The organism is Polaromonas sp. P3_B4 (genome assembly GCF_056402835.1).
In genome coordinates, this window is sequence record NZ_JBFUGQ010000001.1 from 1,564,204 (window position 1) to 1,578,532 (window position 14,329).

Sequence of the window (14,329 nt, forward strand, 5' to 3'; positions counted from 1 at the left end):
AAACCACACCCTTAGAGTTTGACGTATTCATACTCAAGTGGATTCGCGTTAATGCCGCGATCAGGCGGCGCGATCCAGGCCGCCATCTTGCCGGGCTCGGTCACGCGGTTCATCAGGCTTTTCACAAACGCCGTGTCGGCCGGCGTGGGTAGCCACTGGTCTTTTTTCGCCTCGAAATCGGCGGCGCTGATCGGATTGCCCAGCGGATCGGTGAAGTTGCCGGCCCAAGCGCCGACTTCGCGACGGAAACGCGTCGAGGGCAGGGTCAGCTCAAAGTCTACACCCGCGCGCTTGATGCCCATGTTCCAGCGCGTCACGCCGACATTGCAGTCCTTGACGTATTCGAGCCGCGTGATTTCATTCATGCCGTTGCGGGTTGAAATCGTCTCGTTTTTAGTACCGCCCTGCCCGTTCGGCACAACGATGCTCATCTCGGTTTCGAGCTCCACGTGGTCGGCGAACTTGGCTTCGTCCGGCCGGCCCTTGATGCCATTGCTGAAGTAGTTGGCGGCGTTGGACGACGCTTCCGAGCCGAACAGGTCCAGCGAAGAGGTGAACCAGAAGTTCATGAATTTTTGCACCGTGGGCAGGTCAATCACGCCGGCTTTGCGCAGCGTGGCGACATCGTCGGTATCCAGCTCTTTCATCACCTCCAGCGTGCGCTTGATGACACGGCCCACGCCGGTTTCACCCACAAACATGTGGTGGGCTTCTTCCGTCAGCATGAAGCGTGTGGTGCGGGCCAGCGGGTCGAAAGCGGATTCAGCGAATGACTTGAGCTGGAACTTGCCGTCACGGTCGGTGAAGTAGGTGAACATGAAGAAGGACAACCAGTTGTCCATGGGCTCATTGAAGGTGCCCAGGATGCGCGGCTTGTCGGCGTCTCCGCTGTGGCGCATCAACAGCTCTTCTGCTTCTTCACGGCCGTCGCGGCCAAAGTGCGCGTGCAGCAGATACACCATGGCCCAAAGGTGGCGGCCTTCCTCAACGTTGACCTGAAACAGGTTGCGCAGGTCATACAGCGAAGGCGCAGTGTGGCCCAGCAGGCGCTGCTGCTCGACCGAGGCCGGCTCTGTGTCGCCCTGCGTCACGATCAGGCGGCGGAAGGTCGAGCGGTATTCGCCGGGCACGTCCTGCCAGACCTCTTCACCCATATGGTCGCCAAAGCCGATCTTGCGACCCTCTTCTTTGTCAGCCAAAAAGATGCCCCAGCGGTAGTCGGGCATGGGCGTATAGCCGTAGCTGGCCCAGCCTGATGCATCCACGCCGACGGCGGTGCGCAAATAGACTTCCTTGGCCTTGAAGTCACTGGGGCCCATCTCGTCCCACCAGTTGAGAAAGGCGGGCTGCCAGTGCTCGAGCGCGCGCTGGAGCTGGCGGTTTTCGCCGAGGTGGACGTTGTTGGGGATGAGGGCTTGCAGATCTATTGAGCTCATGGCGTTCTTCCATCAAATAAGTTGCGAGGCGGCAGCAGCAATGTCAGTACCAGTGCCAGCGCGGAACCGGCTTTGCCGGGCCGCAGGTGGCGCCCCTTGGGGGGAGGCGCCGCAGGCGCTTCGGGGGGTTACACCCTCTTCCAGTCGAACTTGGCTTTCTTGCCCGTGCCGAAAAGTTTCAAGGCACCGTCCTCACCCACCGCATTCGGACGAATGAAAATCCAGTTCTGCCAGGCCGAGAGCCGCCCAAACACGCGCGTCTCCATCGTCTCTTTCCCCGGGAAGCGCAACGAGGCTTCCATGCCGGTCATGGCGTCGGGTGAGAGCGAGGCGCGCTCTTCCAGCATGATGCGGATCTCGTCTTCCCAGTCGATGTCATCGGGCGTCAAAGTCACAAGGCCCAGCGCCAGCGCCTGGTCGGCACGCAGCGGGCTGTCGCCGAGTTTTTGCAACTGTGCAATGGTGGCATCGTCTTCGCAGAATCGGGTTTGCAGGCGTGTCAGGCCATTGACGGCGGGGAACCAGCCGAAGTTGGCCGGGCTCAGTTGCAGTGCAGGCGCGGCATCTGGTGAATCGGGCAAGTCCAGCATGTAGATGCGGTCGCAGGCCAGGGCCAGCTCGTAGAAAGTGCCGGCAAAGCACGAACCCGCATCGACCAGCGCAATCAGCGAACGGCTGGTGACGTCCAGCCGGGCCAGGGTGCGGCGCAGCGCGCCCGTGGTTTCCTTGACCAGCCAGTGGTCCTTCAGTTTGGCCAGCGTTTCGTCCATGCGGATCACCTGGCCGGCATCGCCGGTGGTCTTGATGACCCAGGTGCCGACTTCCAGTTCGTTGGTGCGCAGGTTGAGGATGGCGTCGTCCAGTTCGCGCTGCAATTTCAGCGGGTACCAGTTGGCGCCTGCGGCTTCGATGGCATCGGGCGTGGACTCAATGGCTGCGGCTGGCGCTTTTACCGTGATGGTGGCAATGCGCTTTTCACGGTCGACCTGCGCGTTAACCAGGCTGTAGTGATAGCCGGCGTCATCAATAACTGCTTTCAGCGGTGTGAGCTCAATGCCTTTTGAGGCTGCAGCCCTTGTGGACTGTGCGCGAAGTGCTTCAATTTCTGTAGCAAGCAGATCGCCAAACTGCTGCGGCTTGGCGTGGGCGTCGATCAGTTTCCAGTCCTTGGCGCGGTCGGCGCGCACGCCTTCACTGGTCGTGCAGAAGATATCGGCCAGATCGCGGCGCACCTTGCGCTTGTCGGTCACGCGGGTCAGGCCGCCAGTGCCGGGCAACACGCCCAACAAGGGCACTTCAGGCAGGCTGACGGTGGAAGAGCGGTCGTCCACCATGATGATGCGGTCGCAGGCCAGGGCCAGCTCGTAGCCGCCGCCGGCACAGGCGCCGGTCACCGAGGCAATCGCCTTGAGGCCGTCATGGCGCGAGGAGTCTTCCAGGCCGTTGCGGGTTTCGTTGGTGAATTTGCAGAAGTTGACCTTCCAGCCGTGCGTCGACAGGCCCAGCATGTAGATGTTGGCGCCCGAGCACCAGATCTTTTCCTTGCCCGACTCGAACACCACCACCTTGACGGCCGGGTGCTCAAAGCGCACACGGTTGATCGCGTCGTGCAGTTCGATGTCCACGCCGAGGTCGTAGCTGTTGAGCTTGAGCTTGTAGCCGGGCTTGATGCCGCCGTCTTCGTTGATGTCCAGCCTCAGACGCGCGACGTCACCCTCCACGCTCAGCGTCCAGTGCTGGTATTTGCTGGGGTGGGTGGAGAAACTCACGAGCTCGCGCTCCTGGCCTTCGATGACCTGTTTGAATAAAAGCGGTTCTGTCATGGCGTTCATGGGGTGTCTCCGGTTATGCCCGTTCGACGGTGTCGCGGACGGTTGTTTTGGGAACGGCGCGTTCCAGGTCTTTGAGGCTTTGTTTCAGTGTGCGCGCAGCGGTATCAACCACGGCGTCGGCGCGGGCATAGAGCGCTTCGCGGCTCGAAAGGATGCGGCGGATGTCTTCCATCGCCTCGTCGGTCGCGCCGCGGGTCGTGTCGAAAGGCCGCATGTCGCCCTGGGCCACCACGCGGGCCATGTGTTCTTCGGGGCTGGCTTTGAGCCAGACGCAGTAAAAACGGCTTTGCAGCAAATCGAAGGTTTCGCGCTCGCTCACGATGCTGCCGCCCGTGGTCATGACAACGCCATTCGGGTGGTCTTCGGCGATGCGGAACAGCGCGCGGCGCTCATAGCGCCGGTAGCCGGCCTGCCCGTGCAGCAGCAAAATTTCGTTCATGCTGGTGCCGGCTTCGCGTTCAATCTCGCGGTCCAGCTCGATAAAAGGCACGCCACGCTCGGCCGCCAGCTGGCTGCCCAAGGTGGACTTGCCGGCGCCACGCAGGCCGATCAGCGCTACCCGCTGCTCGCGGCCCAGTGAGTCGCTGAGGCCGAAGGTGCTGCCAAGCAGACTGTAGGCCTGGTCGAGCTGGGAGTCGTCCAGCCGTGTCAACAGGCCTTGCACACGGGCCAAAGCCGGCCGCGGCGCGTCTTGCAGCAGCTCAAGAATGGAAATGTTCAGCGCCCGGGCCGCAGCTTCCAGGGAATTGATCGAAACGTTGCCCTTGCCGGTTTCCACATCGGCCAGAAAGCGTTCGCTCAGGCCAGAGTCCGACGCCAGCTGTTTGCGCGTCATGCCCCGGCGCGCGCGCCAGGCACGAACACGGGCGCCCAGTTCACTGAGCGTGGCTTTCGATTCCTGTTCGGACATGATTTCCAAGAAGCACCTGTGTAAAAAGTCGCCCTTTCAGGGCTTTGTCAGTTGCATTTCGTTTAAATTGCAGTATACTTCAGGTTAAATCGATGTCAAGCAGTTTATTGCATCTTTTATTTGGAGACTTCTTGATGAAACTCAAAATCCTTGTAGGTACCATGACCAGTACCGCCGACTATGTTGCACAGGCCATTCAAATGGATTGTGCCGACCTGGTCAGCGACATTGAGGTCGAACTGATGGACAACCTGGACATCAGCGTCTTTGATGCTTCGAAGGCGGAAGATGCACTTTATCTCATCTGCAGTTCCACCTACGGCTCCGGCGATGTGCCCGACAACGCCCGTGCCCTCTACGAATCATTGAGCGCCAACCCGCAATTCCTGGGGCATGTGCGCTACGGCGTTATCGCGCTCGGCGACCGCACCTATATGCAGACCTTCTGCTTCGGCGGCAAGAAGTTCGACGAACGCCTGACCGACCTGGGCGCCCAGCGCATCGGCGATATCTGGTGCCACGACGCCAGCAGCGGCACCATGCCCGAGACAGAAGGTACCGAGTGGTGCCGCCAGTGGCTCACCGGCGCACTGCAGACGCTGGGTGCCAGCCCGGCCACCGCTTGATCTGCATCATGAATTTATAAGAAATCGGCCCGTAGCGCTTGATGTGCGTGCGCAAGCAGCTACCAAAATAATAGCAAGAGACATCTGGAGACAAGCATGCAAGCAAGCACCGCAGACCATTCGGCAAGCCCACCACGGGTAACCATTCCGCGCAATTACAACGCCGCGCACGACCTGCTGCAGCGCAATGCCGGCCGTGCGGGCAAGGCCGCCTTCATCGATGCCACCACCGGCGAGGCGCTGACTTACGGCGAACTCACCGACCAGGCCCACCGTTTTGCCAACGCCTTGCGTGCCCAGGGAGTTGCCCCTGAAAGCCGCGTGTTGCTGGCCATGCTGGACACGCCGCAATGGCCCGTCGCTTTCCTTGGCTGCATTCTTGCGGGCGTGGTGCCCGTGGCGGCCAACACCCTGCTCACCCCTGCCGACTTCGAGTTCATGCTGCGCGACTCGCGGGCGCAAGGCCTTGTCGCCTCCAATGCCCTGCTCCCGGCCTTTGAGCCGCTGCTCGAGAAAATGGACACGCTGAAAACCGTGATCGTCGCCGGCATTGAAGAGTCCCCGTCATATCCAACGCTGGCCGGCGTCCTGCGTGCGCAACCAGCTACCAAAACCATAGCAGACACCTGCGCCGACGGCGTCTGCTTCTGGCTTTATTCCAGCGGCTCGACGGGTGCACCCAAAGGCACCGTACACCTGCACAGCCACCTGATCCAGACGGCCGAGCTGTATGGCCGCGGCGTGCTGGGCATCCGGGAAGACGACGTGGTGTATTCCGCCGCCAAGCTCTTTTTTGCCTACGGCCTGGGCAACGCGCTGACTTTCCCCATGAGTGTGGGTGCCACCACGGTGTTGCTGCCCGCGCGGCCCACGCCCGCTGACGTGTTTGCGTTGCTCAAAAAATACCAGCCCACGATTTTTTATGGCGTGCCCACTTTGTATGCGGCCCTGCTGGCCGATCCGGCCCGGCCGGCGAAGTCCGAGTTGCGCCTGCGCGTGTGCACCAGCGCCGGGGAAGCCCTGCCCGCTGAAATCGGGAAAAAATGGACTGCGCAATACGACTGCGAAATCCTGGATGGCATCGGCTCCACCGAGATGTTGCACATCTTTTTAAGCAACCGTCCCGGCCAGGTGCGCTACGGCACAACCGGCCAGGCCGTGCCGGGTTACGGGCTGCGCATCATCGGCGACGACGGGCGTGAATGCGCCGACGGGGAAATCGGAGAGCTGCAGATCAGCGGGCCCAGCGCGGCCATCATGTACTGGAACAACCGCGCCAAAACCAAAGCCACCTTTGCCGGCGAATGGACCAAGAGCGGAGACAAGTACACCCGCGACGCTGATGGCTACTACACCTACGGCGGACGCAGCGACGACATGCTCAAGGTCGGCGGCATTTACGTCTCGCCGTTTGAAGTCGAAGCCTGCCTGATGACGCACCCCGCCGTACTGGAAGTGGCGGTGATAGGCGTGGCCGACGCCGACGAACTCGTCAAGCCCAAGGCCTATGTGGTGCTCAAGGCCGGGCAGGCCGCCACCGTGGACGAACTGAAGGCCCATGTGAAGCTGCAGCTTGCACCTTACAAATACCCGCGCTGGATTGAATTTGTGAACGAGCTGCCCAAGACGGCCACCGGCAAGATCCAGCGCTTCAAGCTGCGCCAGCCGCACTGACATGGAAAACCCCGGGAAGCAGGCATCCGGAAAATACCCTGCGCCGGAGGGTCAGAAAATGCGCGAATCGGGCACGGGTATTGCTTTAGGCATAAACAATTTAATCTTCAATCTCGGGTTTTACACTAGGGCTGCATACACAACGCACGCTTACTATTCGTCTCACTGTCTTCAGTCTCAACCAGGAGCTATTCCATGACTTCACGCCGACTTGTATTGACCCGCAGTGCTGCCGTTATCGGTGCCGCTTCCACCGGCCTCTTGCTGCCCGAAATCGTGCGTGCGCAGTCCGCCAAGGTGCGTGTGGGTTTCATGCTGCCCTATACCGGCACCTTCGCCCAGCTCGGCGTCGCCATTGAAAACGGCTTTCGCATGGCCATCAACGAACAGGGTGGCAAACTCGGCGGCCGCGAAATCGAATACTTCAAGGTCGACGACGAGTCCGAGCCATCCAAAGGCATTGAGAACGCCAACAAACTGGTGCAGCGCGACAAGGTCGACGTACTCGTCGGCACGGTGCATTCAGGCGTGCAGATGGGCATCCAGAAAGTCGCCCGCGACTCCGGCGTGCTGAGCCTGATCCCCAACGCCGGCGTGCATGCCGCCACGCGCAGCCTGTGCGCGCCCAATGTGTTCCGCACGTCTTTCACCAACTCGCAACCCACGCGCGCGCTGGGCAAGGCCATGGTCGACCGCGGCCACAAAAAAGCTGTGTGGATCACCTGGAAATACGCCGCAGGCGACGAGGCCTTTGAAGGCTTCAAGGAAAGCTATACCGCCGCGGGCGGCACCATCGTCAAGGAGCTCGGCCTGCCCTTCCCGCAAGTCGAATTCCAGGCCTTGCTGACCGAGATCGCCGCGCTCAAGCCTGACGCCGTGGCCTGCTTCTTCGCCGGCGGCGGCGCAGCCAAATTCATCAAGGATTACGCCGCCTCGGGCCTGAAGGAAAAGATTCCCCTGTACGGCTCCGGCTTCCTGACCGAAGGCGTGCTCGAGGCCGCCGGCCCCGCTGCCAACGGCATCATCACGACCATGCACTACAGCGACTCGCTGCCAACGCAGCGCAATGGCCAGTTCCGCCTGAGCTACGCCAAGACCTTCCGGCTACAGCCCGACGTTTACGCCGTGCAGGGCTACGACACCGGCCTGCTGCTGATTCAGGGCGCCAACGCGGTGAAGGGTGACCTGAGCAGCAAGCCGGCGCTCTACAAGGCCCTGGAAGGCGCCGTCATCGACAGCCCGCGCGGCAAATGGACCATGAGCCCGTCGCACAACCCGGTGCAGGACATGTACCTGCGCGTGGTCGAGAACAAGGAAAACAAGGTGATTGGTGTGGCAGCCAAGGCGCTGGCCGACTCAGGCGCCGGTTGCAAGATGGCCTGAAGACGTGGCCCCCACGGTCGCTCACTTCGTGTAGCTCCCTGCCCCCCGAGGGGGCCGCCCGCCTGCGGTCTGGCAAAGCCAGTCCCGCGGCTCATGCTGGTATGAAGTCACATGGGCCGCCCCGCCTCATTCTTAGGTAAAACTGGTATGAGGTGTGCTTTCTGTCTTGTAGCATCCTCACCATGACGCTCACTACCTACCTCCTCTACGTCGCAGCAGTCGCCCTGCTGATCCTCACACCCGGCCCGACCATGCTGATGTGCATGACGAATGCGCTCAACCATGGTCCGCGCAAGGCCATGACTTCGGTGGCTGGAAGCGTCAGCGCGGTGCTGTGTGTGATGCTGCTGTCGGCCATGGGACTAGGCGCGTTGCTGGCGGCGTCTGAAACCGCCTTTACCGTAGCCAAGGTGATTGGCGCTGCATATCTGATCTGGTTGGGGATCAAGACCTTCCGCAGTGAAGCGGCTGTCTTTGATCCTGCCGCAGGTGAAGCACCAGCCCAGCGCCGTTCGTTTTTCCTGCGCGGCTTCCTGGTCGGCGCCAGCAACCCCAAAGCGGTCCTGTTCTTTGCCGCGTTCTTCCCGCAATTTTTGAATCCGGCCGCGCCCTTTGTGCCGCAGTTCGCCATCCTCGCCCTCACCTTCATGGCGTTTGAGTTCACCGTGCTGACCGGCTGCGCCTTGGGCGTGGCGCGCATCGCACCGCTGCTGAGATCCAGCCGGGCCGTGCGCTGGTTTAACCGCGTCTCCGGCGGTTTATTCACCCTGATGGGCAGTCTCTTGTTGTTTACGCGTCGCCACACATAAACCTGATCTATGGATCTAGCCAACTTCCTTATCCAGCTGCTCAACAGCGTCCAGTACGGCCTGCTGCTGTTCATGCTGGCCGCCGGCTTGACGCTGATCTTCGGCATCATGGGTGTGGTCAACCTGGCCCACGGCAGTTTCTACATGCTGGGCGCCTACCTGGCCTGGTCGCTCAGTACGCTGACGGGCAGCCTCACGCTGGCCATCGTGCTGGGCGCGGTGCTGTCGGTCGCCTTCGGCCTGGCGCTGGAGTGGCTGCTGTTCAGGCACTTCTACCAGCGCGACCACCTGGACCAAGTGCTGCTGACCTTCGGCCTGATCTATATCTTTGAAGAAGTGCGCTCCATCCTCTGGGGCGACGATGTCCATGGCGTGACGATTCCCGACTTGCTGGGCGCCTCGATTCCGCTTACCGACAACCTCTCCTACCCCGTCTACCGCCTCTTTATGTCGGGTGTTTGCATCGCGCTGGCACTGGGCCTTTATTTCATGATCTCCAAAACCCGCCTGGGCATGAAGATACGCGCCGGCGCCTTTAACCGCGACATGGCCGAATCGCTGGGCATCAACATCAAGCTGATTCACGCCGTGGTGTTCGCGCTGGGCGTGGGCCTGGCCGCAGTGGCCGGCATGATCGCCGCACCCGTGGCCAGCGTCTACCCCAACATGGGTTCGCAAGTCCTCATCATGTGTTTTGTGGTGGTGGTCATTGGCGGTATCGGCTCGGTGCGCGGTGCGCTGATCTCGGCCCTGCTGGTCGGCCTGGTCGACACCATTGGCAAGGTGTTGCTGCCTTCGATGGCGGGCATGCTGGTGTATATGTTGATGGCGGCTGTGCTGCTCTGGAAGCCCGAAGGTCTATTCAAGCAATGAGCTCAGCAAAAGCAAATCTCGAAATCCTGCCGCGCGGCGTTCAGGTGGCATTGGGTCTCGGCCTGATCGCGCTGATCGCCTTCCCTTTCGTCGGCACTGACTTCTACACCCAGATGGTCACGCGCATGATGATCATGGCGATTTTTGCCATGAGCCTGGACCTGCTGCAAGGTGTCACCGGTCTGGTCTCGCTGGGCCACGCAGCCTACTTTGGCCTGGCAGGTTATGCGCTGGCCTTTTTGACACCTGCCGGCGAACCTGTCAGCCTGTGGTGGACTTTGCCTGTGGCCGTGGCGGCCTCGGGCCTGGCCGCACTCATCATCGGTTTCTTTGTGGTGCGCACGCACGGCATCTACTTCATCATGGTCACCATGGCGTTTGCGCAGATGGTGTTCTACCTCTTCTTCGACAACAAGGTGCTGGGCGGCTCCGACGGGCTGTACATCAACTTCAAGCCGAGCGCGGCCATCTTCGGCTGGGTGCCTTTCGACCTCGACAAGAAAATCACGCTTTACTACTTCACGCTCGCGGCCGTGCTGCTGGTCTACGCCTTCTTGCGGCGCCTGCTCTGGAGCCCCTTCGGCCGTACGCTGGCAGGCATACGCGTCAACGAGCACCGCATGCGCGCCATGGGCTTCGGTACCTTCGGCTACAAGCTCTCGGCCTTCACGCTGGCTGGCGCGCTGGCGGGCCTGGCCGGTTACCTGTGGGGTGCGCAAACGGGCTACATCAACCCCGAGCTCATGGGCTTTCACATGAGCGCGCACGCGATCATGATGGTCATTTTGGGCGGCATGGGTAACTTCGCGGGCGCCATCGTCGGCGCCTTCGCGTTTGAATATCTGCTGCACGTCTTCAAGGACCTGCCGCAAATCGGCAGCGTCAACCTGGGCAAGCACTGGCAGCTGTGGATGGGCCTCTTTATCGTGCTGCTGGTCACGTTTGCGCCGCGCGGCATCCTGGGCTTGGTCGAAAAATTCACCCAGCGCAAGAATAAGGCGGAGGCCGGCCATGAGTGAAGTCCTCCTCAGTGCAAAGAACCTGACAAAACGCTTCGGCGGGTTGGCTGCCGTCAACGACGTATCGGTCGATCTCTGGCGCAACCACATTCACGCGGTGATCGGCCCCAACGGTGCCGGCAAATCCACGCTGACCAACCTGCTCTCGGGCGACTTGCCGCCGACCTCGGGTACGGTCACTTTGGGTGGGCACGACATCACTGGCTGGACACCCGAAAAAATCTCGGGCAAGGGACTGGGGCGCAGCTACCAGAAGACCAATATCTTCCTGCCCTTCAGCGTCTGGGAAAACGTGCGGCTGGCCTCGCAGTCGCGTGCGCCGCATGCCGCGCACTGGCTCAAGCGCGCCACGAACTTCGCGGCAGTCAACACCCGCGCAGAAGAAGCGCTGGAACTGGCCGGCCTGCAACACCGCAAGCACAGCATCGCCGGCACTATCAGCCACGGTGAGCAGCGTCAACTCGAAATCGCCATGACGCTGGCCACCGAGCCGCAGGTGCTGCTGCTCGACGAGCCGCTGGCCGGCATGGGCGTGGCCGAGGCCGAGCGCATGGTCGCCCTGCTGCTGGCCATCAAGAAAAACCACGGCATCCTGCTGGTCGAGCACGACATGGACGCGGTGTTCACGCTGGCCGACAAGCTCACCGTGATGGTCAACGGCCAGGTGATCGCCAGCGGCACGCCGGCGCAGATCCGTGCGGATGCCGGTGTGCAAGCCGCGTACCTTGGCGAGGAGCATTCATGAACACGCCAGAAAAACAAATTGACATCCTGATCGCCGCCCAGGACATCAACACCTACTACGGCGCCAGCCACGTACTGCGCGGCATAGACTTTCACGTCGCACGCGGCGAGACCATAGGCCTCATGGGCCGCAACGGCATGGGCAAGAGCACGCTGCTCAAAAGCATCATGGGCCTCGTCAAACCGCGCTCGGGCTCGGTCGCAATCAACGGCAGGCCCATGACGGGCGCCCCACCCTACGAAATCGCCCGCCTCGGCATCGCCTATGTGCCCGAAGGCCGCGGCATCTTCGGCAACCTCAGCGTGACCGAGAACCTCAAGATGGCTGCGCGCGCCGGCAGGCCAGGAAGCGCCGCAGACGGCGTGGGCCGCAGAAACGACTGGACCTACGAACGTGTGCTGGAGACCTTTCCGCGCCTGAAAGAACGCCTGAACCACGGCGGGCAGCAGCTTTCGGGCGGCGAGCAGCAAATGCTGACGATCGGCCGCGCGCTGATGACCAACCCTGACGTGCTGATCCTCGACGAAGCCACCGAAGGCCTGGCGCCGCTGATTGCGCGGGACATCTGGCGCATCTGCGGCCTGATCCGAGAGACCGGCATCAGCAGCGTGATCGTCGACAAGAACTGGAAGCACGTCACCCAGATCACCGACCGCAATGTGATCCTGGTCAAAGGCCAGGTCGTGTTTGAAGGCAGCTCGGCCGAGCTGCATGCCAGGCCGGAATTGCTTGCCCAGTACCTGGGCGTTTAGGCTACCGGCGCGCCTGCGCCATGCCGGCAATGGCTATCATTTTAATAGCTTGCTGCGCCCGTCCCTATTGCCTTCGAGCCTGATTTCTTATTAAAACCGGGCACCCTACAGCAGTGACCGCAACTCGCGCGCTGCATCCAGCAACAGCGGCAGCAGTTCTTTTTGCAGCAGGTCTGCACGCAGCCGCTGCGGCGACGACACCACATTGAGCGCGGCCACCGTATGCCCCTGCATGTCGCGCAGCGGCACGGCCAGCGCATGCACGCCCAGCTCATGCTCTTCGCTGGCCACGCAGTAATCGTCCAGCCGCACCTGGTCAACAAGCGCGCGAAGTTTGCGCGGGTCGGTCGTCGTGTGCAGAGTCAGCCGGGCCAGGTTGCCTGTGTCGGTCCTGGCCTTCAGCCAGGCATTGAAATCGCTTTTTGTTTTGGCAGCCAGCAGCACGCGCCCGGTGGAAGTCGCATGCGCCGGCAGGCGCGCACCGAGGTGCAAGCCGTAAGCCAGTACGCGCGCCGGCGCCGCCCTGCCGCTGTCTGCCGGTGACTTCCACTCAAAACCGCTGCGGCCGATGATGACAATCTCGTCGCCGTCCAGCACCGCGACGGAAAACGACTCCTGCGTTTGCGCGGCCAGCCGGTTCAGCGCAGGCTGAACAGCGCGCGGCAGGCGTGCGGTGGCCAGGTAGCTGCCTGAAAAGCGCAGCACCTTGGCAGCCAGCCAGAAATAGCTGCCGTCGGTTTCGAGGTAACCCAGGTGCGTGAGCGTGAGCAGGTGGCGGCGCGCGGCCGCCCGCGTGATGCCCGCGCGTTCCGCTGCCAGCGTGGCGTTCAGGCGCTGGCGCTGCGTGTCAAAACTCTCGAGCACGGCCATGCCTTTGGCCATGCCTTCAATCATGTCGGGCTTGGCGATCGGGAAAGTGCCGGTTTTCGAAACGGTTTTTGAAGTGACCATTGCGCGATCATCGCACAAGTGAGCCGGACATCGTGCAAAGCCGCAGCCACGCGCTGGGCACGGCGCACGCAGCCGCATAACCTTCTCGCATGGGGCACATTGCCCGACAAATTAAACGGAGACACCATGCGCGTACAGGTAGCCATCGTGGGCGGCGGCCCCGCCGGGCATTTGCTGGGCCAGCTGCTTTATAAGGCAGGCATCCATGCCATCGTGATTGAGCAGCGCAGCAAGGAATACGTGCTGGGACGCATACGCGCAGGCGTGCTGGAGCAAGGCACGACCGACCTGCTGGACGAGGTCGGCGTAGGCGGCCGCATGCACAAGGAAGGCCTGGTGCACGGCGGCTTTGCCCTGGGCTTTGGCGGCGCCCATCACCGCATTGACATGCAGCAACTGACCGGCGGCAAACAGGTGATGGTCTACGGCCAGACGGAAGTCACACGCGACCTGATGGACGCGCGCGCTGCAGCAGGCCTGGCAACCGCCTATGAAGCCGAAAACGTGAGCCTTCATGACTTTGACGGGCCACACCCCAAAGTGCGTTATGTGCAGCACGGCGTGGCGCACGAAGTGGAATGCGACTTCATCGCCGGCTGTGACGGCTTTCACGGCGTGAGCCGCGCCAGCGTGCCGGCCAATGCGCTGCAGACCTTTGAGCGCGTCTATCCTTTCGGCTGGCTGGGCGTGCTGTCGGAGACACCGCCGGTTTCCCACGAACTCGTCTACAGCAACCATGCGCGTGGTTTTGCCTTGTGCAGCATGCGCAGCCACACCCGCAGCCGCTATTACGTGCAATGCCCGCTGGACGACAAGGTGGAGAACTGGAGCGACGACGCCTTCTGGGACGAGCTGCGCCGCCGCCTGGCGCCCGAGCTGGCGGAAAGCCTGGTCACCGGCCCCTCGATTGAAAAAAGCATTGCGCCGCTGCGCAGTTTTGTTGCCGAGCCCATGCGCTTCGGCCGCCTCTTCCTGGCGGGCGACGCGGCCCACATCGTGCCGCCCACGGGCGCCAAGGGTTTGAACCTGGCGGCCAGCGATGTCCGGTACCTGGCTCGCGCACTGGCAGAGTTTTATGCGGGCAGCGAAGCCGGCATCAACAGCTATTCAGACACCTGCCTTCGCCGCGTCTGGAAGGCTGTGCGTTTCTCCTGGTGGTTCACCTCGCTCATGCACAAGTTTCCCGATGCAGGTGGCTTCGGGCAGAAGCTCCAGGAGGCCGAGCTGGATTACTTGATCCATTCGCAGGCAGCGTCAACGGCGCTGGCCGAAAACTACGTGGGCTTGCCGCTTTAAGCCTGAACTTTTTCGGAGTGGCG

At 62.0% G+C, this 14,329-nt stretch carries 13 protein-coding genes; 9 read left to right on the plus strand and 4 right to left on the minus strand.

What is annotated here, in order from left to right; translation table 11 throughout:
• Positions 1 to 11: 11 nt before the first annotated feature.
• The 3 genes from boxB to AC1DVV_RS07530 form a co-directional block, all read right to left on the minus strand.
• Positions 12 to 1,436: a benzoyl-CoA 2,3-epoxidase subunit BoxB gene (gene boxB / locus AC1DVV_RS07520; protein ID WP_457280743.1), complete on the minus strand. Its 1,425-nt coding sequence runs from the start codon at positions 1,434 to 1,436 to the stop codon at positions 12 to 14.
• A 128-nt stretch (positions 1,437 to 1,564) separates the two neighbouring features.
• The gene (gene boxC, locus AC1DVV_RS07525; protein WP_477707218.1) at positions 1,565 to 3,259 is read right to left on the minus strand and encodes a 2,3-epoxybenzoyl-CoA dihydrolase; all 1,695 of its coding nucleotides are present in this window, start codon (positions 3,257 to 3,259) and stop codon (positions 1,565 to 1,567) included.
• A 22-nt stretch (positions 3,260 to 3,281) separates the two neighbouring features.
• Positions 3,282 to 4,178 (minus strand): helix-turn-helix transcriptional regulator, encoded by an 897-nt coding sequence (locus AC1DVV_RS07530; protein ID WP_457280741.1) that lies wholly within the window; start codon positions 4,176 to 4,178, stop codon positions 3,282 to 3,284.
• 134 nt (positions 4,179 to 4,312) lie between these two features.
• Here AC1DVV_RS07530 and AC1DVV_RS07535 point away from each other — a divergent pair, with 134 nt between their 5' ends.
• The 8 genes from AC1DVV_RS07535 (at position 4,313) to AC1DVV_RS07570 (ending at position 12,059) form a co-directional block, all read left to right on the plus strand.
• Positions 4,313 to 4,804, plus strand: a complete 492-nt coding sequence (locus AC1DVV_RS07535) for a flavodoxin domain-containing protein (protein WP_457280740.1) — start codon at positions 4,313 to 4,315, stop codon at positions 4,802 to 4,804.
• A 96-nt stretch (positions 4,805 to 4,900) separates the two neighbouring features.
• Complete coding sequence (locus AC1DVV_RS07540) at positions 4,901 to 6,478, plus strand: benzoate-CoA ligase family protein (RefSeq protein WP_477702275.1); 1,578 nt, start codon at positions 4,901 to 4,903, stop codon at positions 6,476 to 6,478.
• A gap of 195 nt (positions 6,479 to 6,673) precedes the next feature.
• A complete protein-coding gene (locus AC1DVV_RS07545; protein WP_457280738.1) occupies positions 6,674 to 7,861 on the plus strand; it encodes an ABC transporter substrate-binding protein in 1,188 nt (395 codons plus the stop codon).
• Between the two features lie 182 nt (positions 7,862 to 8,043).
• Positions 8,044 to 8,670 carry a LysE family translocator gene (locus AC1DVV_RS07550; RefSeq protein WP_457280737.1) on the plus strand — a complete coding sequence of 209 codons (627 nt, stop codon included), beginning with the start codon at positions 8,044 to 8,046 and terminating at the stop codon, positions 8,668 to 8,670.
• A gap of 9 nt (positions 8,671 to 8,679) precedes the next feature.
• Positions 8,680 to 9,543 carry a branched-chain amino acid ABC transporter permease gene (locus tag AC1DVV_RS07555; protein ID WP_457280736.1) on the plus strand — a complete coding sequence of 288 codons (864 nt, stop codon included), beginning with the start codon at positions 8,680 to 8,682 and terminating at the stop codon, positions 9,541 to 9,543.
• On the plus strand, positions 9,540 to 10,562 hold the full coding sequence (locus AC1DVV_RS07560; protein WP_477665941.1) for a branched-chain amino acid ABC transporter permease: 1,023 nt from the start codon (positions 9,540 to 9,542) through the stop codon (positions 10,560 to 10,562). The genes AC1DVV_RS07555 and AC1DVV_RS07560 overlap by 4 nt, the downstream gene beginning before the upstream one ends.
• Positions 10,555 to 11,307, plus strand: coding sequence for an ABC transporter ATP-binding protein (locus tag AC1DVV_RS07565; RefSeq protein WP_457280734.1), 753 nt, complete (start codon positions 10,555 to 10,557; stop codon positions 11,305 to 11,307). The genes AC1DVV_RS07560 and AC1DVV_RS07565 overlap by 8 nt, the downstream gene beginning before the upstream one ends.
• Positions 11,304 to 12,059, plus strand: coding sequence for an ABC transporter ATP-binding protein (locus tag AC1DVV_RS07570; RefSeq protein ID WP_477665940.1), 756 nt, complete (start codon positions 11,304 to 11,306; stop codon positions 12,057 to 12,059). The genes AC1DVV_RS07565 and AC1DVV_RS07570 overlap by 4 nt, the downstream gene beginning before the upstream one ends.
• A 105-nt stretch (positions 12,060 to 12,164) precedes the next feature.
• On the opposite strand, the gene AC1DVV_RS07575 is transcribed toward AC1DVV_RS07570, so the two are convergent.
• On the minus strand, positions 12,165 to 13,010 hold the full coding sequence (locus AC1DVV_RS07575; RefSeq protein ID WP_457280732.1) for an IclR family transcriptional regulator domain-containing protein: 846 nt from the start codon (positions 13,008 to 13,010) through the stop codon (positions 12,165 to 12,167).
• A 126-nt stretch (positions 13,011 to 13,136) separates the two neighbouring features.
• Here AC1DVV_RS07575 and pobA point away from each other — a divergent pair, with 126 nt between their 5' ends.
• On the plus strand, positions 13,137 to 14,306 hold the full coding sequence (gene pobA / locus AC1DVV_RS07580) for a 4-hydroxybenzoate 3-monooxygenase (RefSeq protein ID WP_457280731.1): 1,170 nt from the start codon (positions 13,137 to 13,139) through the stop codon (positions 14,304 to 14,306).
• Positions 14,307 to 14,329: the final 23 nt, after the last annotated feature.